The sequence below is a fragment of the Pseudomonas sp. ok266 genome, from assembly GCF_900110195.1.
Taxonomy (GTDB): Bacteria; Pseudomonadota; Gammaproteobacteria; order Pseudomonadales; family Pseudomonadaceae; genus Aquipseudomonas; species Aquipseudomonas neuropathica.
The window spans coordinates 336,915-363,806 of sequence record NZ_FOCU01000001.1; the positions used below are offsets into that span (position 1 = coordinate 336,915).

Below are 26,892 nucleotides of genomic sequence, written 5' to 3' on the forward strand. Positions count from 1 at the left end.
AAGTCTGCCGCCATGCGTCCTGCCCGTGCCCTGATCGACCTAGAAGCCCTGCGCCACAACTACCGAATTGCCCGCGAAGTCACTGGCGCCAAGGCGCTTGCGGTGATCAAGGCGGACGCCTACGGCCATGGCGCGGTGCGTTGCGCCCAGGCACTGGAAACCGAGGCCGACGGTTTTGCCGTCGCCTGCATCGAAGAAGCGCTGGAGTTGCGCGCGGCCGGCATCAAGGCCCCGGTGTTGTTGCTGGAAGGCATCTTCGAAGCCGATGAGCTGGCGCTGATTGTCGAGCATGATTTCTGGACCGTGGTGCATTCGCTGTGGCAGCTCGAAGCGATCGAGCAGGCGACACTGAGCAAGCCGATCACCGTGTGGCTGAAGCTCGATTCGGGCATGCACCGCGTTGGTCTGCATCCGAAGGACTATCCGGCGGCCTATCAGCGTCTGCTGGCCAGCGGCAAAGTGGCGAAAATCGTCTTGATGAGCCACTTCGCCCGTGCCGATGAACTGCACGCGCAGAGCAGCACCGAGCAAGTCGCGGTGTTTGAAGCGGCGCGTCAGGGCCTGGCGGCAGAAGTCAGCCTGCGTAACTCGCCGGCCGTACTCGGTTGGCCGCAGATTCACAGCGACTGGGTACGTCCGGGCATCATGCTCTACGGCGCGACCCCGTTCGAGGAGGCCAACGCCGTGGCTGATCGCCTGCAACCGGTGATGACCCTGGAGTCGAAAGTCATCTGCGTCCGTGAACTGCCCGCCGGTGAGCCGATCGGCTACGGTGCCAAATTCATCACCGACAAGCCGATGCGCGTCGGCGTGGTGGCGATGGGTTATGCCGATGGCTACCCGCGTCAGGCGCCGACCGGTACGCCGGTACTGGTGGCGGGTAAACGCAGCCGGATTCTCGGTCGCGTGTCGATGGACATGCTCTGCATCGACCTCACCGATGTGCCTGAAGCTGGCCTCGGTTCGAGCGTTGAGCTGTGGGGTAAAAACATCCTCGCCAGCGAAGTGGCGCAGTGGGCCGACACCATTCCGTACCAGATCTTCTGCAATCTGCGTCGGGTGCCAAGGCTCTATTCCGAGGGTTGACGCCGCTACGGGGGCCAAGTGTTGTAAATACTGAACGCTGTCGCCATGATAACGCTCAATATTCTTACAACATCAGGAGGCTCCCGCCTTGGACGTCGGTGAACGACTGCAATCGATCCGCAAGCTCAAAGGGCTTTCCCAGCGTGAACTCGCCAAACGCGCGGGCGTCACCAACAGCACCATTTCGATGATCGAAAAGAACAGCGTCAGCCCTTCGATCAGTTCGCTGAGGAAGGTACTGGGCGGGATTCCCATGTCGATGGTCGAGTTCTTTTCCGAAGAAATCCTGCAGGAAGTCCCGACCCAGATCGTTTACAAGGCCAACGAGCTGATCGACATTTCCGACGGCGCCGTGACCATGAAACTGGTCGGCCGCGCGCACCCCAGCCGCGCCATCGCCTTCCTCAATGAAATCTACCCGCCGGGCGCCGATACCGGCGAAGAAATGCTCACCCATGAAGGCGAAGAAACCGGGATTCTGGTGGAAGGTCGTCTGGAACTGGTGGTGGGTCTGGAAACTTTTATTCTCGAAGCCGGCGACAGCTACTACTTTGAAAGTACCAAGCCGCACCGTTTTCGTAATCCGTTCGACGCGCCTGCGCGACTAATCAGCGCAGCCACGCCGGCGAATTTTTAACAAAGAGGTGCCAAGCCATGATGGCAAAGGCATCCGTAGAGTTTTTCTACCGTGCGGTATAACCCCTTCGACTATGGGGTTGTTTCAGTGTGGCGGGCTACCCGCTATACTTCCGCCTGCCTGCGAACCGTGGCCGCAGGCGTGAATAGCCACCATTGAGGGTGAACGCGTGAACCTAATTATGAAAATGCTGGCTGCACCAGCAACCGTACTGGCCCTCTGGGCTGTCAGCGCTCAAGCTGCGACGAATGACGACATTGCCAAACGCCTCGATCCGGTCGGTCAGGTGTGTGTTCAAGGCAAGGAGTGCAAGGGGATGGAAGTTGCCGCTTCGGCAGGCGGCGGTGGCGGGGCGAAAACCCCGGATGAGGTGATTGCCAAGCATTGCAATGCTTGCCACGGTACCGGGTTGTTGGGCGCGCCGAAGATCGGTGACACCGCAGCGTGGAAAGAGCGTGCTGATCATCAGGGTGGTCTTGATGGCATCCTCGCCAAAGCCATCACCGGTATCAATTCGATGCCGCCGAAAGGCACCTGCGCCGATTGCTCGGATGATGAGTTGAAGGGCGCGATCCAGAAGATGTCTGGCCTGAAGTAAGCCGCGTCTCTGGCGAAAAAAACCGTCTTCGGACGGTTTTTTTGTGCCTGCGATTCAGTAGCCCTCATCGGAACGCCGCCCGCCCAGCCCTCTCCCTGAGGGAGAGGGGGCCGACCGAGGTGTCTTTCGCTATCCATCGACCTGAGAGACCTTAGCGATTATGGATTCAGCACATCACTTTCACGTCGGCATACCTCCCCAATATCCCCCAATCTGTCCCCTCTACCTCTGGGAGAGGGCTAGGGTGAGGGCAAGCGATCTCCAGCCATAAAAAACTCCTGTGGCCGACAATCGTCCAGAACTTTTTGGCTGTCCTTTGCAGCAAACTCAAGGCAAGCTCGGTCTACCCCTATTCACGGAACGGGCAGGAGGCTTCAGATGGTGCAGTTGTGTTCGATCGAACAGGCGGTGGACGACGTGCTGGCGCGGTTGCCGGCGCATATCCACATGGGCATGCCGCTGGGGTTGGGCAAGCCAAATCACTTCGTCAACGCGCTGTACCGACGGATCAAAGGCCTGCCCGAGCGGCAACTGACGATCTACACCGCGCTGTGCCTCGGCCGGCCGAACCTGGGCGATGGTTTGCAAAAACGCTTTATCGAACCCTTCGTCGAACGCGTCTTCGGTGACTACCCGGAGTTCGATTTCCTCGCCGACCTGCACCGCGACAGCCTGCCCGCCAACATCCGTATCGAGCAGTTTTTCATGCAGCCCGGCAGCCTGCTCAATAGCGCGCCGGCTCAACAGGATTACGTCAGCAGCAACTACAGCCACGCCGCGCGCGACATCAACGCCGCCGGGCTCAATCTGGTGGCGCAATTACTGGCCAGCAGCAGCGAACACCCCGACCGTCTGAGCCTGAGTTGCAACCCGGACATCACCCTCGACCTGTTGCCGATGATCGCCAAGCGCCGCCACGCCGGGGAGACCATTTTGCTGGTCGGTCAGGTGCACACCGATCTGCCGTACATGCCCGGTGATGCCGAAGTCGATATCGACACCTTCGACCTGCTGATCGACGCGAAAGACAGCAGCACGCTGTTTTCCACGCCGAACATGCCGGTGGGCTTTCAGGATCATTTCATTGGCTTGCACGCCAGCACGCTGGTGCGCGACGGCGGTACATTGCAGATCGGCATCGGCTCGATGGGCGATGCGCTGACTGCCGCTCTGCTCGCCCGTCAGGCAGATAACGCCGGATACACAGCGTTACTCAATGACATCAACCTCAGCCAGTGGGCGCAATTGATCGAACGCGAGGGCGGCACGGGGCCGTTCGCCAAAGGCCTGTACGGTTGCAGCGAAATGTTCGTCAACGGCCTGCTGGTGCTGGCGGATGCCGGGATCATCCGCCGCAAGGTCTACCCCGATGTGCCAACGCAGGAACAGGCCAACGCCGGCACCCTCGACGAGGCGGCGCAGACTGACGGCATCTCGGTGCACGGCGGTTTCTTCCTTGGCCCGCGCAGTTTCTACGAGCGCCTGCGTGAGTTACCGCAGAGCAAACGCCTCGAATTCAACATGACCCGCATCAGTTACATCAACGAGTTGTATGGGCAGGAAGAGCTCAAGCGCTTGCAGCGTCTTGACGCGCGATTCATCAACACCGTGTTCACCATGACTTTGCTCGGTGCCGGTGTGGCGGATCAGCTGGAAGACGGGCGGGTGCTCAGCGGTGTCGGCGGGCAGTACAACTTTGTGGCGCAGGGGCACGCGCTGCACGATGCCCGTTCGATTCTGATCCTGCGCAGCTGGCGTGAGTCCGGTGGTGATGTCAGCTCCAACATCGTTTGGGAGTACGGTCACTGCACGATTCCACGGCATCTGCGCGATCTCGTCGTGACCGAATACGGCATCGCCGATCTGCGCGGTAAATCCGACGCAGTGGTGATCGAGTCGCTGCTGAACATCAGCGACTCACGCTTCCAGCAGGGCTTGATCGAGCAAGCGCAAAAGGTCGGCAAGCTGCCAAAGGATTTCCGCCTCGACCCACGCTTTGCCGATAACACACCGCAGCGTCTGCAGGCGATCGCCGCACGGCATCCGAACCTGTTTCCGGAGTATCCGCTGGGCTGTGATTTCACTGCGATCGAACGGGATTTGCTGCGGGCGCTGAACTGGCTGAAGAGCAAATTCAAACTCACCGAAATCCTCGAACTCGGCAAGGCGGCCCTCGATGCGCCGGAGGCTTCGCTGTATCCCGAGCATCTTCAACGCATGCAGCTGACAAACCCGGAAGGCCTGAAAGAAGACCTCTTTCAGCGCCTGCTCCTCACCGGCCTCAAAGCCACCGCGCAGTAACAAGCGACAAAAAACCTGTGGGAGCGAGCTTGCTCGCGAAAGCGGTTAGTCAGTCACTGAAGAGGGGACTGATCTGACGCCTTCGCGAGCAAGCTCGCTCCCACAGGTATTGCGGTGAGCTTGCGGCTTTCAGCGGTTATTCGATGAAGGTAACAACGCCATCCTTCAGCGATTTCACCCGAGCCAGCGATTCAACGCGGTAGCCCTGCGAATCCAGCTCGGCGCGGCCGCCCTGGAACGACTTCTCGATGACGATGCCCAGACCGGCAACGGTCGCGCCGGCTTGCTTGATGATCGAGATCAGCGCTTGCGACGCCTTACCGTTGGCCAGGAAGTCGTCGATGATCAGCACGCGGTCGCTGCTGGTCAGGTGGCGCGGGGAGATGGCCACGGTGCTTTCGGTCTTCTTGGTGAACGAGTAAACGGTCGCCGACAGCAGGTTTTCCGTCAGGGTCAGGGACTGTTGCTTGCGGGCGAAGATCACCGGCACGCCGAGGTTCAGACCGGTCATGATCGCCGGGGCGATGCCCGAGGCTTCGATGGTGACGATCTTGGTGATGCCCGAATCCTTGAACAGCGAGGCGAATTCGTCGCCGATCAGCTTCATCAGGGCCGGGTCGATCTGGTGGTTCAGGAAGGCGTCGACCTTCAGGACCTGGTCGGAAAGCACAATGCCTTGTTCGCGGATTTTCTGGTGCAATGCTTCCATGAAGCTGTCCTCTTTTGGCGCTTTGTGCGCCGAAGGTCTAGTAAAAAAAGTGGTCAATTCTAGCGCTTTAACATCGCGCGTATATCGGCCAATGCGTTGTTGCCGCGCACGGCTTTGACTTCGGTCGGTGTGTCGTCGTTGCCTTCCCACGCCAGATCGTCCGGCGGCAGCTCATCGAGGAAGCGGCTGGGCGCGCAGTCGATGATCTCGCCGTACTGCTTGCGCTTGGCGGCGAAGGTGAAGGCCAGGGTCTGACGCGCGCGGGTGATGCCCACGTAGGCCAGGCGGCGTTCCTCTTCGATGGTGTCGGCTTCGATGCTGGAGCGGTGCGGGAGGATTTCCTCTTCCATGCCCATGATGAACACGTAAGGGAACTCCAGACCCTTGGACGCGTGCAAAGTCATCATCTGCACGCCTTCGGCGCCGTCTTCCTCTTCCTGCTGACGTTCGAGCATGTCGCGCAGGACGAGTTTGCCGATGGCGTCCTCGACGGTCATTTCGCCTTCTTCGTCCTTTTCAAGGGTGTTTTTCAACGCCTCGATCAGGAACCAGACGTTGCTCATCCGGTAATCGGCCGCCTTGTCGCTGGAGCTGTTGGTGCGCAGCCAGTTCTCATAGTCGATGTCCATGACCATGCTGCGCAGCGCCGAGATCGGATCCTCACCGGCGCATTGCTCACGGACCTTGTCCATGAAGCGTTTGAAGCGCGACAGGCGATCGGTGAAGCGGCTGTCCAGATGCTCGCCCAGACCGATTTCGTCGGTGGCGGCGTACATCGAGATCTTGCGTTCGGTGGCGTAGTTGCCGAGTTTTTCCAGGGTGGTCGAGCCGATTTCGCGGCGCGGTACGTTGATCACCCGCAGGAAGGCGTTGTCGTCATCCGGGTTGACGATCAGGCGGAAGTAAGCCATCAGGTCCTTCACTTCCTGGCGGCCGAAGAAGCTGTTGCCGCCGCTCAGGCGATACGGCACCTGGTGGTGCTGTAGCTTCAGTTCGATCAGCTTGGCCTGGTAGTTGCCGCGATAAAGGATGGCGAAATCGCTGTACGGACGGTCGGTGCGCAAGTGCAGGCTGAGAATTTCCATGGCCACGCGCTCGGCTTCGGCGTCCTCATTGCGGCAGCGGATCACGCGGATCTCGTCGCCGTGGCCCATCTCGCTCCACAGCTGCTTTTCGAATTCGTGCGGGTTGTTCGAGATCAGCACGTTGGCGCAGCGCAGGATGCGGCTGGTGGAGCGGTAGTTCTGCTCGAGCATCACCACTTTCAGGGACGGATAGTCGTCCTTGAGCAGCATCAGGTTTTCCGGCCGCGCACCGCGCCAGGCGTAGATCGACTGGTCGTCGTCGCCGACCACGGTGAACTGGTTGCGCTTGCCGATGAGCATTTTTACCAGCAGGTATTGGCTGGCGTTGGTGTCCTGGTATTCGTCGACCAACAGGTAACGGACCTTGTTCTGCCACTTTTCGAGGATGTCGGCATGTTCTTCGAAGAGTTTTACCGGCAGCAGGATCAGGTCGTCGAAGTCCACCGCGTTGAACGCTTTCAGCGTGCGCTGGTAGTGGGTGTAGACGATGGCGGCGGTCTGTTCCTTGGGATTGCGCGCGTTCTCCAGCGCCTGAGGCGGCAGGATCAGGTCGTTTTTCCAGGCGCCGATCATGTTCTTGATCTCGTCGACGCCGTCGTCGCCCGCGTACTCCTTCTGCATGATGTCGGTCATCAGGGCTTTGACGTCGGTCTCGTCGAAGATCGAGAAACCGGGTTTGTAGCCCAGCCGCACGTGTTCCTTGCGGATGATGTTCAGACCGAGGTTGTGGAACGTGCAGACGGTCAGGCCGCGACCTTCGCCGGCCCGCAGCAGAGTGCCGACCCGCTCTTTCATCTCGCGCGCGGCCTTGTTGGTAAAGGTCATGGCGACGATGTACTGGGCACGGATGCCGCAGTTCTGGATCAGGTGCGCGATTTTGCGCGTGATCACGCTGGTTTTGCCGGAGCCAGCACCGGCGAGCACCAATAGAGGGCCGCCGACGTAGTTCACGGCTTCTTGCTGCCGGGGATTGAGTCGGGACATACGAAAATTCGGGAGTCATTGACGAAATGGGCCGGCATTTTAACAGGCTCAGCGATTTGTGCTGCTCTCTCCGACTTGTGACGTACCACGCGATTCAAATTTGCCGGTTTTGTTACTTTCGCGGAGGATGCGCGGTGATTTTGCGGCTAATGTTCTCATTCGTGACACAAAATAACGTTTTGATAACCGTTGTCATTTGGTCATTGAACGGCGCAACGGCATAATGCCCCGCCCACATCATTGCAGAGTCTAGGGAGCTAGCTTGTCTACGCCTGTCGAACCCTTGCGTTTGCTGCTACTGGCCGAAGAGCCAGCGTGGACAGCGTTATTGCGTGAGTGTCTGGCTCCAATGGGGAGCGCGGCGGTGCTGATCAGCGCGCCGAGCTGGGATTCGGTCAGCAGTTTGTTCGAAGACAACCGCCATGCGGTGTTGTTGACCCTTCCGGCATTGCAACCGGCACCGGGCCGGTGCAGCCTGCCGACGGTCTTGCTGCTGGAGCATGAACCGGACACCGCGCCGGTTGGCGTCAGTGACTGGCTGGTGTTCGACGCCCTCGACGCCGGCATGCTGCGCCGCTGCCTGCGCCATGTGCGCGAACGCGGCGTTCTCGAAAACACCCTGCAACGCCTCGCCGAGCAGGATCCGCTGACCGGCATCGCCAACCGTCAGGGTTTCCAGACCTTGCTTGCTGCGCGCCTCGCGGAAAACGACGGTCGCGGCCTGGCCCTCGGGCATCTCGATCTCGACAACTTCCGCCACGCCAACGATGCGCTTGGCCATCAGGCGGGCGATCGCTTGATCCTGCAAGTGGTCGCACGGCTGAAAAGTCAGCTCGAAGCCGGTGATCAACTGGCGCGACTGGGCAGCGACGAATTTGCACTGCTGATCGACACCCGCCGTGCACCGCAGCGCGCCGAGTGGATGGCCGAACGCATCACCGAAGCGCTCGCCGAACCGTATTGGGTCGATGGCGAAAGCCTGCTGATCGGCTCCAGTCTCGGCATCGCCCACGCCCGTGCGCAGGGCGGCGCTGATCCGCTGATGTGGCACGCCCACATCGCCATGCAGCAGGCCAAGAGCACCCAGGGCTGCACCTTCCATATCTTCAACGAACGCATCAACCGCAATGCGCGGAGCATGGCCGACCTCGAAAGCGAGTTGCGCCGAGCGTTGCGTCGCGATGAGCTGGAGTTGCATTACCAGCCACGCCTGAATCTTGAGGATGGCCAGATTGTCGGCCTAGAAGCGTTGGTGCGCTGGCGTCATGGCGAGCGCGGTTTGCTGCCGCCGAGTGAATTTGTCCCTTTGGCCGAGCAGAGCGGTTTGATTGTGCCGCTGGGTTACTGGGTGATTTCCCGGGCCTTGCGTGACATGCAGGCGTTGCGCGAGCGCGGACTGCCGGCGCTGCACATGGCGATCAACCTGTCGTTCCGCCAGTTTCAAGACAGTCAGTTGTTGCCGACGCTGAGCCGGTTGATTGCCGAGCGTGGCGTTGAGGCCCAGTGGCTGGAATTCGAACTGACTGAAACCGCCGTGATGCGCCGTAGCGATCTGGTCAAGCAGACCATGGACGCTCTCGGCCGTCTCGGTGTGCGCTTCTCGCTGGATGACTTTGGCACCGGGTTCTCGTCGTTCGTGCACCTCAACAGCCTGCCGATCACCTTGTTGAAGATCGACAAAAGCTTTGTCGGCGGCATGGAGCAGCGCGAAGAGAACCGCAAACTGGTGCACGCGATGATCAATCTCGCGCACAACCTGCATCTGGAAGTGGTGGCGGAGGGGGTGGAAACCCCTGAACAGCTAGAACTGTTGCGCGGGTTTGGTTGCGATCAGGTGCAGGGTTATCTGATCAGCCGGCCGTTGCCGTTGGCGGAGTTGGTTGAATATCTAACCTTCGGCTCAAGCCAACAGTCAGCCCTCGAAATCGTGAGCTGAACGCATAACCCTGTGGGAGCGAGCTTGCTCGCGAAGGCTGCGACACATTCAATACACATGTGTCAGGTACACCGCTTTCGCGAGCAAGCTCGCTCCCACAGGGGAACTTCATTCAGGTTGAGGGATGTTGAAGCCCCGAGATTGCGGCTCCAGCCGAATCATCCGCTTCATCTTCCACTCGAATGCCAGCGTCAAACTCACCGCCGCACACGCCAGGCCCAGCGCCAATCCCCACCAGACACCCGTCGGCCCCCAGTTCAAATGGAACGCCATCCACCATGCCGCCGGTGCGCCAATCAGCCAATAGCAAGCGAGCCCGACCAGAAACGTGGTCTTTGCATCCTTGAGGCCACGAATGCAGCCCATGGCAATCGTCTGCGTGCCGTCGAACAGCTCGAACCACGCCGCCACTGCCAGCAGGCTCACCGCCAGGCGAATCACCTCGGCAAACGCCGGATCATTGTGATCGAGGAACAACCCGACCAACTGGTTCGGCAACAGCCAGAACACCATGGCGAAACCCAGCATCACCACGGCGCCGAAGACGATCCCGACCCGTCCGGACATCCGCGCATCACTCAGTTGCCCGGCGCCGTAATGCTGGCCGACGCGCATGGTGATCGCGTACGACATCCCCGCCGGCACCATGAACGCCACCGAGACAATTTGCAGGGCAATCTGGTGCGCGCCCAATTGCGTGCTGCCCATGGTGCCCATGCACAACGCCGCGAAGGCGAACAAACCGACTTCCACCGCGTAGGTGCCGCCGATTGGCAGGCCGAGGCGCCACAGTTCTTTGAGATATTGCCGGTTGGGCCGCGACAAGCCTTCGCGCAATGGATAAGCGTCATAGGCCGGATGCCGGCGAATATGCCAGGCCAGCGCCAACGCCATGCAATTGGCGACAATCGCTGTGACCAGGCCGATGCCCGTCAGGCCCATTTTCGGCAGACCGAACATGCCGGTGATCAGCGCGTAATTGAGCAGGAAATTCGCCACCGTGCCGGCCAGGCTGATGACCATCACCGGTGTCGCCCGGCCGATTGCACTGGTGAAACCGCGCAGGGCCATGAAGCTCAGGTAGCCGGGCAGGGCGAAGGGCAGGGCAATCAGGAATTGCCCGGCCGCGTTGACGTTGGTTTCGGTCTGGCCGAACAGCAGCAACACCGGTTTCAGGTTCCACAGCAGCAACCCGGCGCCCAGCGCCATCAGCCACGCCAGCCACAATCCGGCCTGGGTCAGACGCGCAGCGCCAATGATGTCGCCGGCGCCCTTGCGAATCGCCACCAATGTGCCGACCGCTGCAATCACGCCGATGCAGAAAATCGACACGAACGAATAAGTCGCCGCACCGAGACCGCCGCCCGCAAGCGCTTCAGGACTCAGGCGCGCCATCATCAACGTGTCAGTCAGTACCATCAACATGTGCGCCAACTGTGAAGCAATCAACGGCCCTGCCAGCCGCAGAATGGCCCAGAGTTCGGTACGCACAGGATGCTGCATGGTCATCACCACTCAATTTCAGAGGGAACAGGAGACCGTCGATTCTCGGCGCTTGGCGGGCTTTGCACAAAGGGATAAAAAGGATGGGTGGCATGATTAAAACTCATCCTGGGTAAACGGTTTAAGATTGGCTTTATCCCGCTATCGGAGCTTTCTGCATGTCTCGTCGTCTTCCTCCCTTGTATGCCCTGCGCGCATTTGAAGCGGCGGCGCGACATAGTTCGTTCACCCGGGCTGCCGAGGAACTGTCGATTACCCGGAGTGCGGTGAGTCGGCATATTCGGACCCTCGAAGATCACTTCGCCTGTCGGCTGTTTCATCGCAGCGGGCGCAATCTGCAACTGACCGAAGCGGCGCGGTTGCTGCTGCCCGGGATCCGCGAAGGCTTCAGTGCGCTGGAGCGGGCCTGCAATACCTTGCGTGCCGAGGACGACATTTTGCGCATGAAAGCGCCCTCGACCCTGACCATGCGCTGGTTGCTCGCGCGCCTGAGTCGCTTCCGTCATTTGCAGCTTGGCAACGAAGTGCAACTGACCAGTGCGTGGATGGACGTCGATTCGGTGGACTTCAACGATGAGCCGTTCGACTGCGCGGTGCTGTTGAGTGACGGGCATTTTCCGCCGGACTGGGAGGCCAGCCTGCTGTTTCCTGAAGAGCTGATTCCGGTGGGGGCGCCAAACCTGCTGAATGATCAGCCGTGGGATCTGGCTCGACTGGCTTGCACCGAATTACTTCACCCGACACCGGACCGTCGCGATTGGCGCAGTTGGCTGGAACACATGGGGCTGTCCGATCAGGTGTCACTCAAGGGTGGGCAAGTGTTCGATACCCTCGAATTGGGCATGATCGCGGCGGCGCGCGGGTACGGTGTGTCGATGGGCGACCTGTTGATGGTCGCCGAAGATGTGGCGCAGGGAAGGCTGAGCCTGCCGTGGCCAACCGCGGTCGCCAGCGGCTTGAATTACTACCTTGTGTGGCCAAAGACCCGCCCGGGAGGTGAACGTTTGCGCCGTCTCAGCGACTTTCTGCAAAGCGAAGTCCGCGCCATGGAGTTGCCGGCGGTCGCGCGCTTGAGCTGAAACGTTAGAGCCGCCACAATGCCGGCCTTGTGCCATAACCTTGTTTTCCGCTCAAGTATTTGGATCCACCGCCGAATACGTGCTTGTGGAACCGTCGTGCCGGTATCCACGATTCACCCCCACAACCAGAAAAATTTCCGAGTCGAGATCAAGGAGGATCCCGTGGCTCGGCCAGGAGCTGTCCATGTCTCAACCTCGCGCTCGGATCGCCTCGCAGCTGGGCCTCGCGCTCGCTGTAATACTGGCGATAGTTATCAGTGGCAGTACGGTGTTCGCCTTGCGTTCGCTGGACTCCGCCAACCTCGCCACCCGTGAAGAGCATCTGGCCAGTGAGGCGCGGCTGCTGGCCGACCAACTGAGCACATTCCACGGCACGCTGCGTGAAAGCACCCAGCGCCTGAGCGGGCTGTTCGAGAAGCGCTTTAGCGCAGGTCTGAGCATTCACCCGAGTGAGCCGGTGAATGTTGCCGGCACCCAGACCCCGGGTCTGCATCTGGGCAGCGAAGTGCTGAACAACAACTTCAAGGAAGTCGACGAGTTCAAGCAGATGACCGCCGGCGTCGCCACACTGTTCGTGCGCAGCGGCGAAGACTTCATCCGCGTCAGCACTTCGCTGACCAAACAGGATGGCACCCGTGCCATCGGCACCTTGCTCGATCACGCGCACCCGGCCTACGCGAAGTTGATGGCGGGGCAGGGTTACGTCGGTCGCGCCTTGCTGTTCGATCGCTCCTACATGACCCAATACACCCCGGTGCGCGATGGCAGCGGCAAGGTGATTGCGGTGCTGTTCGTCGGCTTCGATTACACCGACGCGCAGAACATCCAGTTCGATAACCTCAAGCGCTTCCGCATTGGCCAGAGCGGTTCGCTGGCGTTGCTCGACGAGCAAAACAAATGGCTGGTCGCGCCGGCGGGGGTGCAGGCGCTGGATCAAGCCGTTCCGGTGATCAAAGGTTTGGCTGCAAAGCCGGGCAAGGGTGAGTTCTGGAGCGACACCTCGGAAGATTTCTACAGCATTGCCGTGCCGTTCGATGGCGGACCATGGTCGGTCGTGGCGAGCATGCCGAAAGCCGAGATCCGCGCGGTGACCTGGAGCGTGGGTACGCAACTGGCCATTGGCAGTCTGTTGGCGATGCTGCTGGCGGTCGGATCTGTGGTCTGGCTGCTGCGCAGCAAACTGGCGCCTCTGGGGGATCTGGTGCGTCAGGCCGAGGCCTTGGGCGCCGGTGATCTGAGCGTTCGCCTGAACGTATCGAGCAACGATGAAATCGGTCAGTTGTCGCGCGCGTTCAACCAGATGAGCCAGGCGCTGTCGACCATGGTCGAGCACATCCGCCGCTCTTCGGAAGAGGTCAATAGCCGTGCCCAGGCCCTGTCCGGTTTGTCCGGTGGTGCGTATGAAGGCATGGAGCAACAATCTGGCGAAATCACCAGCATGGCCGGCGCGGTGGAAGAGTTCAGTGCGACGTCGTTGAACATCGCCGACAACATGGGCGCGACCCAGCGTCTGGCGCAGGAAAATGCCCAGCAAACGCAGATTGGCCGCAGCTCGATGGAAGAAGCGTCGTCCTCGCTGGAGCAAATCGCTGGCGCCCTGAACAGCACCGCTACCGTGATCAACACCCTCGGTCAGCGTTCGCAGGAAATTGGCGGCATTGTCGGTGTGATTACTTCGATTGCCGAACAGACTAACTTGCTGGCGCTCAACGCCGCGATTGAAGCGGCACGTGCCGGTGAACAAGGTCGCGGCTTCGCCGTGGTAGCCGATGAAGTGCGCAGCCTGGCCTCGCGTACTCGTCAGGCGACTGATGAAATTTCCAGCATGATCCACAGCATCCAGCAGGAAACCGGTAACGCGATCAGCACCATGGAGCAGGGCAATGTGCTGATGCAGGAAGGTTTGTCGCGCAACGCCAACGTGGCGTCGGCGCTGGCGCGAATCGATGAACAGAGCCGTTCGGCGGGACAGCAGTTTGCCGCGATTACCACGGCCACTCAGGAGCAGAGCAGCACCGCGACGTTGTTGAGCAGCAATTTGCAGAGCATCGCACTGGCCAACAGTGAGCAGCGTGAGGTTGTGTCGAACCTGGCGGTGACGGCTAAAGAGCTGGAGAAACTGGCGGCGGATTTGCGTTCCGAGGTTGATCGCTTCCGTTGATACAGCCTTGATATAGCTTTCGCGAGCAAGCTCGCTCCCACATTTTCCGGGGTAGCTCACAAATTGTGTGAACACCCCAAAACCTTGTGGGAGCGAGCTTGCTCGCGAAGGCATCCCTGCCAATTCTTGATAAATCACACGATCGCAAGCTCCGTTACACTTGCTGAAACGTTTCCGCAGCGCTATAAAAATGGCACAACTCCAATAAAGGCTGCTGCCATGACCCCGCTCAAACTCGCCGTCGCCCTCGGCGCATTCTCTGCTGCTTCCCACGCCATGGCTTGGGATTACGTCCTTCTCGATACCAACAAGCCCGCGCAAAACTGGACCATCACCAGTGAGCAGCTCGGCGTGAAAACCGCCAAACCCTTCTCCGTGAGCCTGCGTACCTTGCACGGTGGGCGGCAAGAAGGCGTCAGCATCGTCGATATCGATAACGGCGCGATGAAACTCTCGGTGGTGCCCACCCGAGGCATGAACGTCTTGCAGGCTTCTGTCGGCAACGTGCGGATGGGTTGGGATTCGCCGGTCAAGGACGTGGTCAACCCGGCCTTTATCGAGCTCAACGGGCGTGGTGGCCTGGGTTGGCTGGAAGGCTTCAATGAACTGGTCGCCCGCTGCGGTTACGAATGGGTCGGCCATCCCGGCATCGACAATGGCGAACTGCTGACCTTGCACGGCCGCGCCGCCAACATCCCGGCCAGCACCGTCACGCTGCACATCGATGAAAAGCCGCCCTACGCCATCAGCCTGCATGGCGAATTGAAAGAACAGGCCTTCAAGAAAGTCGACTTCTCGGTCGTCACTGAACTGGTCACCGAACCCGGCAGTGTGCGTTTCGCACTCAACGATACGCTGACCAACAACGGTGATTATCCGAAGGAATACCAGGCGCTGTACCACAGCAACTTCAGTACGCCGTTTCTCGAGCAAGGCGCCCGTTTTGCTGCACCGGTAAAACAGGTCTCGCCTTTCAACGACAAGGCCAAGGGTGATCTTGCGGACTGGCAGACCTATCGCGCGCCGACCAAGGACTACGACGAAACCGTCTACAACGTCGTGCCCTATGCCGACGCCAAAGGCGAAACCCTGACTGTTCTGCATAACAAGGCGGGCAGCCTCGGTGTTTCCGTTGGCTTCAATACCCAGCAGTTGCCGGTGTTCTCCCTGTGGAAAAATACCGACACTCAAGGCCAGGGCTATGTCACCGGGCTGGAGCCGGGCACCAGTTTTTCCTACAACCGTCGCTATCAGCGTCCGCTGAATCTGGTGCCGACCATCGCGCCCAAAGAACAAAAACAGTTCCAGATCAGCTACAGCCTGCTCGCGGACAAAGGTGCTGTGGATAACGCCTTGAAGCGCGTGACCGAGATTCAGGCCGGGCGCGAAACTGAAGTGCGGCAGACGCCGCTGGTGGATCTGACCGAGCATTAAGGTGTCGCCGGCCGATATTGCAGCGCCTCGGCCAAGTGTTCGCGTTTGATTGCATCGACTTGCTCGAGGTCTGCCAGTGTCCGGGCGACCTTGAGCAGGCGATGGGCCGAGCGCAGCGACAACGTCAGTCGCTCACAGGCGGACTCCAGCCAGGTTTCATCGGCTGTGGATAACTTGCAGTGCCGCTTCAATCCCGGCAGATCGAGAAACGCATTGGCACAGCCCTGACGCTTCTGCTGTCGTTCGCGAGCCTCGGCTACCAGTGCTGCGGCGCTGGCGCTATCTTCTCCCGGCTTCACCTGCGGGTTCAACGCCGTCGCTTCCCGCGCCACGGTCAGGTGCAAGTCGATCCGGTCCAGCAACGGCCCCGACAGTTTGTTGCGATAGCGCTGCACCATGTCTGGCGTGCAGGAACACTTGCCGCTCGGCTCGCCGAGATATCCACAGGGACACGGGTTCATCGCCGCCACCAACTGAAATCGCGCCGGGAAACGCACGCGATCCTTGGCCCGGGCAATCACGATATGCCCGGACTCCAGCGGCTCGCGCAGCACCTCCAGCACCTTGCGATCAAACTCCGGCAGTTCATCGAGAAACAGCACGCCATGGTGGGCGAGGGTAATCTCGCCGGGTTGCGGTTTCGAGCTGCTGTCGGCTTTCGAAATAGCTGCGAAAGGACTAGGCTAGAGGCCTCATAACACCGTCTCTCTCTACTGAAATTGCTGCGAATAATTACGGAAATAACTGCGACAGGATTGAGAATGTCTACAAATAACTGCGACCAGCCAAAACAGGTTCGACGTATCAAACCTACGAGACGCAGTGTCTCGGGTGTTATGCCATTTCGGGGTGCGGGCGGGATTCCCTTTGAATCTCTTCTCGAGCGAGATTTTCTTAAGCGAATGAGGTTTTCTCATCGAGTTTCATCGGTGGTCGCCCAGCCGGTGAGAATCGATTTTATTGATCCTCACGGTCGACCTCAGACCTACACTCCCGACTTCTTGGTGTACTACCACCAAGGGGGACACAGCCATGTCGATTACATCAAGCCAATGCTTGTTGAAGTGAAACCTGCGTATCTCTGGCGTGAGCACTGGCGAGCTTGGTCCGGGAAGTGGAAGGCCGCTCGGCGTTATGCCAGCGAACAGGGGTGGTCATTCAGCATCTACGACGAATCCCGAATTCGTGGCCTGCCGCTGGAGAACATCATTTTTCTCGAACGCTTCGAGCGAATGACGTTTGATCGCGAAGACATCGACATGGTGCTCAACACTCTGCAGGAGACAGAGATCTCTCCCGTGCATTATTTGCTAGCGCGGCACTTCAACGGCATTTATCGGGAAAGAGGTGTTTCCCTTCTTTGGCATCTCATCGCGACTGGCCGAGTCGAGTGCGACATTACTGAACCTCTCGATCAGTTCCTTGAGTTGTGGATACCTCACTTATGAACATCTACGAAATTGATACCGATGAGCATTTGATCCCTTTCGAGCCGTCCAGATCGCGTGTAGCAATTGAGGTCGGCGCGATGGTGCGTCGTGACAAGACTATCTACCGAATCCTTCAAATATTGGGGTTCGATACAGTCATCGGTGTGGAGGTAGAAACCGGTGTAAGTGCTTCGTTGCGGGTGCCGGAACTACGGGCTGTCGAGCAAGAAAGAATTGATGGGCTCTACGTCAATCATGATGTAGCGACCATCAACTCTGACGACTGGGCCGTCGCGCAGCAGCGCTTCTCGGCAATAAGCCCTCTAATCAACGAGACCGTTAATCCTAGGTATACCGTAGAGGCGCGGGCGAAAGAGGTTGGGGTTGATACTGCCACGCTTTACCGTTGGCTGGAGCGCTACCAGAACTGGAACGAAATTCTCGCCTTGGTTCCGCGCAAGCGTGGCTGGAAAAGTGGGGCAACGAGGCTGACGATTGAAGCTGAGAAGATCATCCGGGATGTGATCGACGATCACTATCTCAAGTCTCAAAGACCGAGCATTCAATCGACCATCGCGGAAGTGGCGATGCGCGCCAAGGCTCAAGGTATTACCCCTCCAGGTGCCTCGGCGATCCGTGCTCGGATTGCCAAAATTCCCGAAAAGCAGGTTCTTAGAAAGCGTGGCTTTGCTGATCAGGCTCGTAATAGGTACACACCGTCTGTGGGCAAGTTTCCGGGGGCTGACTATCCGCTTGCGGTCATCCAGATTGACCATACCCCTATCGACCTGATTGTCGTTGATGATCTTCATCGCAAACCCATCGGCCGCTTATGGCTCACAGTTGCCATCGATGTGCATTCCCGAATGATCGCTGGCTACTATCTGGCACTCGAGGAACCATCGGAAATCTCCGTCGGCATGTGTATCGCTCACGCGGTGCTGCCGAAGGAGGACTGGCTCAACGTTCACCAGGTAGAGGGTGATTGGCCAGTATGGGGCTTTCCGCGAGTCGTTCACTCCGATAATGGGCCGGACTTTCGCGCGGAGAACGTTCGGCGTTCTTGCTCGAATTACAACATCGAGAACGTCTTTCGCCCGGTCAAAGTTCCTAAATATGGTGGGCATATCGAACGGTTGCTCGGAACGTTCATGCGCATGTTGCACGAGCTACCTGGCACAACGTTCAGCAACACGAGTGACCGAGACGGGTACGATTCGGATAAGAACGCGACGTTGACGATGGGCGAGTTCGAGAGATGGTTAGTACGGGCCATCCTCCGCTACCACCAGAGTCCTCATTCAGCTATTTACATGAGTCCAGCCCGAAAGTGGCAGCTGGGCTTCTTTGGGAATCGCGAGCTTGACCCGCTTGTCAGTGTTCCGCCGCGCCCAGATGATGCGCTAACGGTGCAGTTGGACTTCCTGCCGTCTTTTCATCGTACCGTACAGACCTACGGCGTCCAGATCGACGTGTTCTATTACTCCGAGGCCTTGCGACACTGGATCAACACCACTGATCCTGAAACTGGCCTAGCGAGGAAATTCATTTTCCGGCGAGATCCGCGTGACATAAGTGTCATTTGGTTCTTCGACCCATTACTTAAGCAATATTTTCGCGTTCCAGTCGCAAACCAGGCTTTCCCTGCAGCTACCGTTTGGGAGTTCAGGGCCGCTAAGAAAAAGGCGGTGGACGAGGGGCGAGAGAACATCGACGAAGCGACGATATCCAGACTAATAATGGAGAATCGTGAGCTGGTGAAAAGTGCCTCTCAGATGACCAAAAAAGCACGTAGGGATGCCCAGAAGCTCAAGGTGCACGGGAAAAACGTTACTCCTGCATCCCCCAAGAGATCTGTAGCCCAAGTTGTCGCGGATTTGCCCGCATCGCCAGACGGCCTACTGCTCGATGACGTTGAATTGATCGGTGACATTTCATGAGTGAGTACGCGCATCTTCTGCCGGATTTTCGACCGGTTCTTCAGCTCTCAGATCGTGAGCGTATTTTGTTCATGGGTGAGCCACGCTGGATTGGTTATGGAGCCGCTCATAATATCCTGGAGAACCTCGGTTACTTGTTCGATATGCCCAAGCGACCCCGCATGCAAAATCTGCTGATTGTCGGCGATTCTAACAACGGCAAAACAACTATCGTGCGCCAGTTCATGAAGACTCACGGTGAAGGCTACGTCAACGAAAATGCCGATCCAGTGCGGCCCGTGATCCTTGCCGAAGCACCGGCATCCGCCGATGAAAAGGACTTTTATATCGCATTATTGGATCGCCTTTGGATGCCGTATCGAACGACGGACTCCAAGGTTTCATTGCGCTATCAGGTCTTCCATTCCTTTCGCGAGCTGAACGTGCGGATGCTGATCATCGATGAAATCCATTCGCTTTTAACCGGCTCTGCGATCAAGCAACGAGAGGTCATGAATGCCATCAAAGCCCTGTGTAACGAGCTGGCTATTCCAGTGGTTGGTGTAGGAACACCTGATGCCGTCAGGGTGCTCCATCATGATCCGCAACATGCCAGTCGATTTGACGTGGTCAAACTGAATCTTTGGAAGCTCAACCCTGACTTCCAACGGTTGTTGAAGGCCTTTGAAGCCATCCTGCCACTTAAGCGTGCTTCGGAGTTGTACAAGGCGGACAAGGCGCAGTTGATCCATTCGATTTCCGGTGGCAACACAGGCGACATTCATCGCCTGTTGGTCGAGTGTGCAAAGGAGGCAATAGTTTCGGGTAAGGAGCACATAGACAGAGAGCTGATCGAGAGTAAGTCGTGGCTGCGTCCTACACGTGGCATCCGGGAGCTGATGGGGTAGCGCCTGTATGGCCACTTTCTCAATCACTAATTGCGGACGAGTTGCTGTCTTCGTGGCTGGTGCGCGTCGCACTGGCCCACGGCTACTCACCCAGTAACTTGGCGTCCGTGGTGTGGCCGGCATTTCGAATCTGGACTCAGGATTTTGATCGTGGGATCGAGCTTCGAAGGTTGGAAGTGCTCGCTGCATACACTGGGATTACAGCAACCACATTGCAGTGTTCAACACTGGATCGAGTCGCGAAGTTGCTGGTCAATGACCCTTCGAAGCGGACTGGTGTCTGGCCGTGGGTGCTTGTACTAGGTTGTCGTAGTAGGTTTCATGCCGGCGGGCTCCAGTGTTGCCCCGAGTGCTTCACCCAAGGAAAAACGTTTTACCGAATTCAATGGCGATTGGCTTGGCACACGAGTTGTCCCATCCACAACGTCGGCTTGATCGACTGTTGCCAGCGATGTCACTCTCCTTTGCAGCCGGGCCTACTGCAGGCGAGCGAACTTATGGGCCAATGTCACGCCTGTGGTGCCTTGCTCGGAGCATGCGCTCGAGTGGCGGCTCTGCCAGACGCGCTTGCTATTCAGCAGTACGCGGATCAATTGGTCACAGCGCCTGGATCATTCGGAAATATCACTCTGGATTTCACACAGTGGATGCGGGTGGCGCGTGCGATGATTAGCTTGTTGCAAGTTACTGCCCGACAACGTTCGCAAACACTACTGCTATTTTGCAAAAACCTAGGTGTGGATACGACATCCCTAACACCCGCATCGCTGGGCTTACCGTTCGAATATTTAGCACAGCCCGAACGTGCCAAATTGCTTGGGGGAGCTTGGGCGCTGATGACCGCTGGGCCAGACATATTCATCCACGAGGCCAAACGACTTGCCTTACCTTTGTATGCCCTTCATGTTCCTCCCCATGGAGCACCGGACATCTTGATCCGCATGGCGAGCGCGTTGAAAGTCCACTCCCCGCATCTGGCTAGTCAGCGTAACGATGATCATCCTCGCACGCAGATGGAGGTGTTACGCATGTGGTTGCGATTGACGAGAAGGATGAGACGAAATGGCCTCTGACCAGGCGAGCACCACTCCGACGTGCTGTGACTGCGGCAGGGCAATGCTCAAGGCGAAGAAGGTTCATGAGGGCCAGCGCTATTGTGCGACCTGCTACCCGCGCTTGTTCAAGCGACGGATGTGCGCCGGCTGTGGAAATTTCGCAAGGTTACCCATATTCGATCTATCCGCTCGATGCGGTGGTTGCGCGCGAAATCGTCCTTGCGTGCGCTGTCAGAAGGTCGAATTCAAGATTGGCCTGATGACTCAGTATGGCCCGGCGTGTAAGGCATGCGCGCGATATTTTAGAGTGCCGGCACCTTGCGAGGTCTGCGGCAAACTTTCGCGGCAACTGGCTCAGAATCAAATAACGGGTTTGCGTTCTTGTCCGAAGTGCAGCGGTCCCGACGCTGCTACGTGCCCTAGTTGCCGCCGCCATCGAGTTCTGGTGGAAAGTGCGCAGGGAGAGAAACTTTGTAAACCGTGCAGCTACGAGGGGACGCGGCCTTGTGGCACATGTGGCACTGACATGCCGGCGGGTCGAGGCCATGAGTGTGAGCACTGTTACTGGCGGCGTACGCTTAGAAGTCGTTTGGCAATAGATCAGCAGGGTTTCGCTTCTCCTGAGGTAGGCGCGTTGTTTGTGAGCTTTGGCGAATGGCTTGAGCGCGAGATGGATGTAAAGAAAGCGGCGGCCAGGGTACATACTTACTTCGACTTCTTTAGCCAGATCGATCATCTATGGGGTCGTATTCCTTCCTACGAAGCTCTGCTCGAGCACTTCCATGCCGGTGGCTTGCGTAGGGCTGAAGTACCCATGCGGTGGCTTGTAGAGGCTCATGGGGTACGCGCAACTGCTGATGCTCGCGAAGCACACTCGGAACAGCGCCGATTGGATGAGTTGCTATCTCAAGTTACAGGGCAATGGGAAAGCGATGTGTTGACCAAGTATCACCGCGCCTTGATCGCCAAGCTGAGTCAACACGACGTCCAGTTGCGTTCAGTCCGGCTGGCTATTCGTTCGGCGGTAAATTTTTTGAACCAGGTACAACTGACTGGTGGGGCGTTACCCACCCAGCGTACGCTTGAGTCTTTTTGGCGACATTGGCCTGGGCAAGTAGCGGCGGTGACAGGCTTTATCAACTTTCTCAACAAGACTCTCAATCTGAAGCTGGATCCGCGACCAAATGAGAAGTGGCTGAAAGCTGCTAAGCGTCATAAGTCCGAAAGAGAGCTGATCGATCTTTTCAAAAATCGTTATGAGGTCAGAGACTTTGAGGCGAAGTGGATAGTCAAAGGGTTGGCCTATTTTCATGGTATTAGACGAGCGAACCGCAAGTCGTTGGACTTTCGCCCAGCCTCATTCCGCGAGGTGGCAGGATTCGAAGTAGACTTTGCGGGCAGCACACTCTGGGTGCCGTCTGCTGAGAGTTACGGATCAACGCACGTTGATGCTGAAACGTTAGGGGCAGCGACCTTGCTCATTGCAGGCTCAGGAGATCACGCGCGGTGATTTGCTGGCGATTGCCATCGCCTAGCAGAACATACACCGTGTTCTTGGTGATAAAAAAACCGTTATTGTCATAGCTTTGTTGGAAAGAGCTACGAACCCAGTCCCCAGCGGAAAAGCGTCCACGACTGTCATGTACTACATGTAGTGCATATAGAAGTACTGGCTTCAAACCACGGGACAGAAGGATATCCCGCTCTTCTTCGGTGATTTCCAGGTCGAGTATCGCCCAGTCTTTCACAAGACAGAATGAGTGATGCGCAAATTTCCCGTGCGCCACTATGGCAGCCTCATCGGCCGACAAGTTGCAGCCTTTGACTGTCTGCCGGTCTCTCCCAATAAGCTTTTCAAGTCTTCCGAGATCCATTGGCGAGGTACTCCCGAGAATTGGCCGTGTGCTTCTGCATGCCTATGTGCGCGCAAATACGAACAATAGCTACTGAAAGATTGATGATGGAAGTGACGATCCAGGTTGTCAAAAGGCTAAATCGGTAGTTCTTTTGCTTTAAGGGCAGCGGTGAGCTGTTCTGTAGGCTTGCTAGCAAGTACCGCAACGACTGATGGCAACATTGATCCCTTTAACCGTCGGTCGACACCTTCTCGCCTCTCATTGACATCATCGTCAGATATGACGATGCTTGAGTGCATGAGATATCCAGGCGGGAAAGGCAAGTGCTACCAGCACTTGATCAACCTGATGCCACCGCATCAGACCTATATTGAGTCGCACCTTGGCGGCGGCGCGGTCATGCGCAACAAGAAACCTGCGCAGCGCAGCATCGGGATAGACCTCGATGCGAAGGTCATTGACCGTTGGCACGCGGAGCTGCCAGGGGTATGTGAGCTTAAAAAAACCGATGCGTTGGGGTTTCTAGAAAACTTTGAGTTTACTGGGGACGAGCTGGTTTACGTTGACCCTCCCTATGTGCCGCACACCCGCCGAAGGGCCAAGGTCTACCGTTGCGACTACTCAGAGGCCGATCATGTACGGCTGTTGCACCTGCTTAAAACACTGCCCTGCAAAGTGATGCTTTCTGGCTACGACAACGAACTCTACGACGAGCAGTTGGTGGGTTGGCACAAAGTGAAATTCCAAGCCAAAACTCACGTGGATGTACGCGAGGAGGTGGTGTGGATGAATTTTGAACCACCTGCACGTTTGCATGACTCTAGATACATGGGAGCAACATTTCGCGATCGGCAAACCATTCAGCGTCGTCAGGCGCGGTTACGAGATCGTATCGACAGCATGAGTGCAGCAGAGCGCTATGATTTGCTGCAATGGATGCAGGAACAATACGGTGACGCCGAGGAGGCAGCCTGATGCAGCTGGGCGCGATTTTCATGGACCACGTGGTCTTCAATGTCGAGTTGCCTATGCCAGACTCGGAAGTGATTCCGGGTGTTCCGTGGGGTGCAATCGAAGCTTTTCCGACACCCGCGTATTGGGCGTATCAGGTCTACGCCCGACGGCTGCAAGGTGAGCGCATCAACTACAAACTGGGTGCGACTCTGAAAGAAGAAGTGGGTGCATGCCTCTTGGGAGGTCACGGCATTCCTGCCAGTGTTGGGCTTGCAGCCTTCCACCATGTCAAAGCGCGTGGGGCATTTGGAGATCGGCCACCTTCAGAGGAAGCGCTACTGGAATGGCTCAAGGAGCCAATATCGGTGGAGGATCGGACGGTTCGTTACCGGTTTGCCAAACAGAAGGCGCGTTACCTAGCTGCAGCACTGCACAAACTGGCAACCGAGTATCCCCCGCTGAGTACGGGGCGAGCCCTACGAGATTGGCTGCTGGACATTCCCGGCATCGGTTACAAGACGGCTTCATGGGTGGCGCGCAACTGGCTGGACGCAGACGATGTCGCCATTCTCGACATTCATATTCTGCGCGCAGGTCTGTTGGGCAAGTTCTTTGAACAGAGTTTGACTGTTGAGCGCCATTATCTGGAGTTAGAGGAGCAGTTCATCCAACTCAGCAAAGGATTGGGTGTGCGAGCATCTGAACTGGACGCGCTGATCTGGCTAGAAATGATGTCTTCCTCGGCGACGGTCCACAGCATCATGGGCATGGGGCAGACTTCACCTGAACGACGTTCACGGGGCAAGCCCAAGAAAAGCCAAGCCGACGCCAACCAGTTGACTTTCCTCAGCTAGGGCGCTGGCCCACGGCTCGCCAGTGATGCCCAGTGGGCAGAAATTCAGCCCTAAGCCGCACGCAGCGAGCGCCATTGTCGCTATCTGTGCGCCGGCATCTCTCCAGATCAAACTGCACCCTTCCTGATATTTCGCCAAGGCTTTGCCAGGCTCAGCCAGAAATAAGATCAGAGTGGCGTGTGGTGCGTTGAGAAGTTGCTGGCTGTGCTCCCAGAGTCCTTCAAATGCCTTTGGTGCAGTAGTCAACTCGGCGAGGAAATGCCCTCTAGGTTCATACAGCCACCAGCGCTCGTCATGGGGTCGCTTGATGACTAGGTGTATGGGATGGATTGCCCCCGCCGATGGTGAGGCGCGGTACTCAAGCTCGAAACCCAGATCGGACGGCCACGACTCATAAGTGCGACAGGCGTACCAGAGAAAATCAGCTAGCCCCGCGTCCTCAAGAGCTGCGAACTGACGTACTGTCCTTCTCTGCTGAAGTGCTTCAAGTACTGCCGGCGAAGCTACAGGTAACCCCGCCGGCAGATGCTGGATCTTTCCTGTGACCCACCGAAACGGTTTATAGAGATCGTGGGGGTGCTTGGGAAATGGATTACCCAGATCGATCCAAGTCATATCCGACCTCTTCGAACACCTCAAAGTACTTGTTACAGCCACGGCAATTGCCACAAGGAACGTCGGCTTTATGGCAACTATGCGCCCATGCCAGATAGCCTGAGGGAATACCTGATGCGCGAACAAGCTCTTGCGTGGAGAGCTTTATGGCTGGAGCCTCAATGCGCATGCCACCTTCCTGAAGTGACATCAGTTGGCTGATCGCGTTCACGAACTCGGGTGTTCCGTCTCGGTGGGATCCGTCCGACTTCACAGTTCCCAACCATAGATGCGTCACGTCGTACGAAATGGCTTTCATCGCTGCCAAAGTAATTAGCATCTGATTGCGGTATGGCCACCAGTCTGAGGCAGGGGCCAAACCATCTGCCGTAGTACCGGCCATGTCACCTGAGCCGAGGCTACGACAGTCAATCTCCAGAACGTAATGCTCAATTCCCAAGCGTTCACAAATAGCTTTGGATGCGGCGATCTCGGCATTCGCTGCCAACTGACCGTAATTGAGGGTAAATGCCAGATCAGGGCGTTTCCACCAGGCTAGTGACAACGAGTCCATGCCCCCTGAAAGCAAAAGTGCGATCTTCATAGCTTGATCGCCTCCCAGACCGTCTGATAAATCGATGACACGTAGTCATCACAGATCAGGCAGTCCGACCCTTCCATCATCTTCTTGTCTTGGGCTGACTCGTTCTCCGAGTACAGCACTACAGGTTTGTTTAGAGCCCTGGCGTAACCGATCTCATAGATCGTGCCTGAATCCAGTCCATCGCCAATGGCAAACAACAGATCGCAGTCTCGGATTGCCTGAATATCCAACTCAACGACGTCTTCAGCCGAGCCAAGCCCTACGTCGTGATAGGGGGAGAAAACCCGTAGTCCCATCGCTTGTAGATCGTTTAGCGCTTCGCGGATCATCCAGAGTTGAGCCAAGGTAAAAAACGGGCCCGCCAAATACACTTGGGGTGTGAAACCGTTGCGGTATCGATCTGAGGCAACCAGCGCTTCAGGTGTATAACCGCTGAGTTGCTTGGGCGTAGGATATCCCTGAGTCTCGCAATAAAAAGCAGTGGCCTTGGATGCGATTGCAGCAGCTTCAGTGGCGTTGTGTCCCTGCTCTAGCCACGCGTATGCAAAGTGGGCAGCAAAGGTGTCGCCTGAACCGATCTTCCAGACACGCTTCGTCCGGTAAGCCGGCACGGAGGTAATTGCCCCATGCTCGTACACCAGCGCGCCCAGCGGCCCCATCTTGATGATGACTACTTCCGCGCCTTCTTTTTGGGCAAGCAGTGCTGCCAGCTCTTCCACAGGCAAATCGGAATCACACAGCTGTTGTGCTTCGTGGCGATTCAGGACAAGTGCCAAATGTTTGGCCTTCGAGCCGTTGGCGCTGAAAAACTCGGGATTGTCTGCACTCTGTGGGTCGTAAACGGCGTAGTCGGCATCTACTACGACAGTGCCTTCGATCATGCCAAATCGAAGAACACGGGGGGCTGCAACCTGAATGCTGATAGCAGGATCGGCATGACGATAAGCAATCTGCGGGGTGGCCAAGCCATGGGTGTAATCGAACGATACGCTTTGGGGCACATCGGTAGGCTCCAGCGTGAAGCCTTCGAGTGCTGCGCGGTTGCTCATGATGAACAACGACTGGCTGTCCAGAGGGCTGTGGAGCTCCACATCACCCCCAAAACGAGAAATCGCCGTTGCCGCCCTGCCTGCGGAGCCGTAGTACTCTTGCCAACTCGGGCGTAGACAACGCTCCCTGTACACACCACCTGCGACGGTAATCAT

At 57.7% G+C, this 26,892-nt stretch carries 22 protein-coding genes and 1 pseudogene; 15 read left to right on the top strand and 8 right to left on the bottom strand.

Features of this window, described 5'->3' with window-relative positions; all coding sequences use genetic code 11:
* Positions 1–12: 12 nt before the first annotated feature.
* From alr to BMY54_RS01595, 4 genes are all read left to right on the top strand, one after another.
* Positions 13–1,086 carry an alanine racemase gene (gene alr / locus BMY54_RS01580; protein WP_093429676.1) on the top strand — a complete coding sequence of 358 codons (1,074 nt, stop codon included), beginning with the start codon at positions 13–15 and terminating at the stop codon, positions 1,084–1,086.
* A gap of 88 nt (positions 1,087–1,174) precedes the next feature.
* Positions 1,175–1,723, top strand: coding sequence for a cupin domain-containing protein (locus tag BMY54_RS01585; protein WP_007920393.1), 549 nt, complete (start codon positions 1,175–1,177; stop codon positions 1,721–1,723).
* Positions 1,724–1,904: 181 nt separating this feature from the next.
* Positions 1,905–2,321, top strand: a complete 417-nt coding sequence (locus tag BMY54_RS01590; protein ID WP_093429677.1) for a c-type cytochrome — start codon at positions 1,905–1,907, stop codon at positions 2,319–2,321.
* Between the two features lie 378 nt (positions 2,322–2,699).
* Complete coding sequence (locus tag BMY54_RS01595) at positions 2,700–4,622, top strand: acetyl-CoA hydrolase/transferase C-terminal domain-containing protein (RefSeq protein WP_093429678.1); 1,923 nt, start codon at positions 2,700–2,702, stop codon at positions 4,620–4,622.
* Positions 4,623–4,758: 136 nt separating this feature from the next.
* Here BMY54_RS01595 and BMY54_RS01600 read toward each other — a convergent pair whose 3' ends face one another.
* Entirely contained in the window at positions 4,759–5,331 is a 573-nt protein-coding gene (locus BMY54_RS01600; protein WP_007920398.1) for a xanthine phosphoribosyltransferase, read from the bottom strand.
* A gap of 59 nt (positions 5,332–5,390) precedes the next feature.
* A complete protein-coding gene (rep, locus tag BMY54_RS01605; RefSeq protein WP_038359196.1) occupies positions 5,391–7,400 on the bottom strand; it encodes a DNA helicase Rep in 2,010 nt (669 codons plus the stop codon).
* 262 nt (positions 7,401–7,662) lie between these two features.
* On the opposite strand from rep, the gene BMY54_RS01610 reads away from it, so the two are divergent.
* Positions 7,663–9,336, top strand: a complete 1,674-nt coding sequence (locus BMY54_RS01610) for a putative bifunctional diguanylate cyclase/phosphodiesterase (protein WP_093429679.1) — start codon at positions 7,663–7,665, stop codon at positions 9,334–9,336.
* A 108-nt stretch (positions 9,337–9,444) separates the two neighbouring features.
* On the opposite strand, the gene BMY54_RS01615 is transcribed toward BMY54_RS01610, so the two are convergent.
* On the bottom strand, positions 9,445–10,839 hold the full coding sequence (locus BMY54_RS01615) for a NorM family multidrug efflux MATE transporter (RefSeq protein WP_093429680.1): 1,395 nt from the start codon (positions 10,837–10,839) through the stop codon (positions 9,445–9,447).
* Positions 10,840–10,997: 158 nt separating this feature from the next.
* On the opposite strand from BMY54_RS01615, the gene BMY54_RS01620 reads away from it, so the two are divergent.
* From BMY54_RS01620 to BMY54_RS01630, 3 genes are all read left to right on the top strand, one after another.
* Complete coding sequence (locus BMY54_RS01620) at positions 10,998–11,918, top strand: LysR substrate-binding domain-containing protein (RefSeq protein ID WP_093429681.1); 921 nt, start codon at positions 10,998–11,000, stop codon at positions 11,916–11,918.
* Positions 11,919–12,102: 184 nt separating this feature from the next.
* On the top strand, positions 12,103–14,079 hold the full coding sequence (locus BMY54_RS01625) for a methyl-accepting chemotaxis protein (RefSeq protein ID WP_007920409.1): 1,977 nt from the start codon (positions 12,103–12,105) through the stop codon (positions 14,077–14,079).
* Positions 14,080–14,298: 219 nt separating this feature from the next.
* Positions 14,299–15,513 carry an aldose 1-epimerase family protein gene (locus BMY54_RS01630; RefSeq protein WP_093429682.1) on the top strand — a complete coding sequence of 405 codons (1,215 nt, stop codon included), beginning with the start codon at positions 14,299–14,301 and terminating at the stop codon, positions 15,511–15,513.
* On the opposite strand, the pseudogene BMY54_RS01635 reads toward BMY54_RS01630, so the two are convergent.
* Positions 15,510–16,157 (bottom strand): annotated as a pseudogene (locus BMY54_RS01635) (ATP-binding protein); the annotation flags it as partial. The gene BMY54_RS01630 and the pseudogene BMY54_RS01635 sit on opposite strands and share 4 nt — an antisense overlap.
* Before the next feature lie 258 nt (positions 16,158–16,415).
* Here BMY54_RS01635 and BMY54_RS01640 point away from each other — a divergent pair.
* From BMY54_RS01640 to BMY54_RS01660, 5 genes are all read left to right on the top strand, one after another.
* Positions 16,416–16,961: a TnsA endonuclease N-terminal domain-containing protein gene (locus BMY54_RS01640; RefSeq protein ID WP_093429971.1), complete on the top strand. Its 546-nt coding sequence runs from the start codon at positions 16,416–16,418 to the stop codon at positions 16,959–16,961.
* The gene (locus BMY54_RS01645; protein ID WP_093429683.1) at positions 16,958–18,883 is read left to right on the top strand and encodes a Mu transposase C-terminal domain-containing protein; all 1,926 of its coding nucleotides are present in this window, start codon (positions 16,958–16,960) and stop codon (positions 18,881–18,883) included. Before BMY54_RS01640 ends, BMY54_RS01645 begins: the two co-directional genes overlap by 4 nt.
* Positions 18,880–19,770 (top strand): TniB family NTP-binding protein, encoded by an 891-nt coding sequence (locus BMY54_RS01650; protein ID WP_093429684.1) that lies wholly within the window; start codon positions 18,880–18,882, stop codon positions 19,768–19,770. Before BMY54_RS01645 ends, BMY54_RS01650 begins: the two co-directional genes overlap by 4 nt.
* Complete coding sequence (locus BMY54_RS31160; protein ID WP_093429685.1) at positions 19,728–20,843, top strand: TniQ family protein; 1,116 nt, start codon at positions 19,728–19,730, stop codon at positions 20,841–20,843. Before BMY54_RS01650 ends, BMY54_RS31160 begins: the two co-directional genes overlap by 43 nt.
* Before the next feature lie 571 nt (positions 20,844–21,414).
* Positions 21,415–22,335: a hypothetical protein gene (locus tag BMY54_RS01660; protein WP_139213373.1), complete on the top strand. Its 921-nt coding sequence runs from the start codon at positions 21,415–21,417 to the stop codon at positions 22,333–22,335.
* On the opposite strand, the gene BMY54_RS01665 is transcribed toward BMY54_RS01660, so the two are convergent.
* A complete protein-coding gene (locus BMY54_RS01665; RefSeq protein WP_093429687.1) occupies positions 22,304–22,699 on the bottom strand; it encodes a DUF6957 family protein in 396 nt (131 codons plus the stop codon). The two genes, BMY54_RS01660 and BMY54_RS01665, sit on opposite strands and share 32 nt — an antisense overlap.
* A 318-nt stretch (positions 22,700–23,017) precedes the next feature.
* Here BMY54_RS01665 and BMY54_RS01670 point away from each other — a divergent pair, with 318 nt between their 5' ends.
* Together BMY54_RS01670 and BMY54_RS01675 are read left to right on the top strand one after the other, a co-directional pair.
* On the top strand, positions 23,018–23,656 hold the full coding sequence (locus tag BMY54_RS01670) for a DNA adenine methylase (protein ID WP_224790805.1): 639 nt from the start codon (positions 23,018–23,020) through the stop codon (positions 23,654–23,656).
* Complete coding sequence (locus tag BMY54_RS01675) at positions 23,656–24,489, top strand: 8-oxoguanine DNA glycosylase (protein ID WP_093429688.1); 834 nt, start codon at positions 23,656–23,658, stop codon at positions 24,487–24,489. Before BMY54_RS01670 ends, BMY54_RS01675 begins: the two co-directional genes overlap by 1 nt.
* Here BMY54_RS01675 and BMY54_RS01680 read toward each other — a convergent pair.
* Genes BMY54_RS01680 through BMY54_RS01690 form a run of 3 tightly spaced genes read right to left on the bottom strand, consistent with a single transcriptional unit; the run spans position 24,430 to position 26,892 of the window.
* On the bottom strand, positions 24,430–25,104 hold the full coding sequence (locus tag BMY54_RS01680) for a nitroreductase family protein (RefSeq protein WP_093429689.1): 675 nt from the start codon (positions 25,102–25,104) through the stop codon (positions 24,430–24,432). The two genes, BMY54_RS01675 and BMY54_RS01680, sit on opposite strands and share 60 nt — an antisense overlap.
* Complete coding sequence (locus tag BMY54_RS01685) at positions 25,082–25,687, bottom strand: 7-cyano-7-deazaguanine synthase (RefSeq protein ID WP_093429690.1); 606 nt, start codon at positions 25,685–25,687, stop codon at positions 25,082–25,084. Before BMY54_RS01685 ends, BMY54_RS01680 begins: the two co-directional genes overlap by 23 nt.
* On the bottom strand, positions 25,684–26,892 hold the full coding sequence (locus BMY54_RS01690; protein ID WP_093429691.1) for a PfkB family carbohydrate kinase: 1,209 nt from the start codon (positions 26,890–26,892) through the stop codon (positions 25,684–25,686). Before BMY54_RS01690 ends, BMY54_RS01685 begins: the two co-directional genes overlap by 4 nt.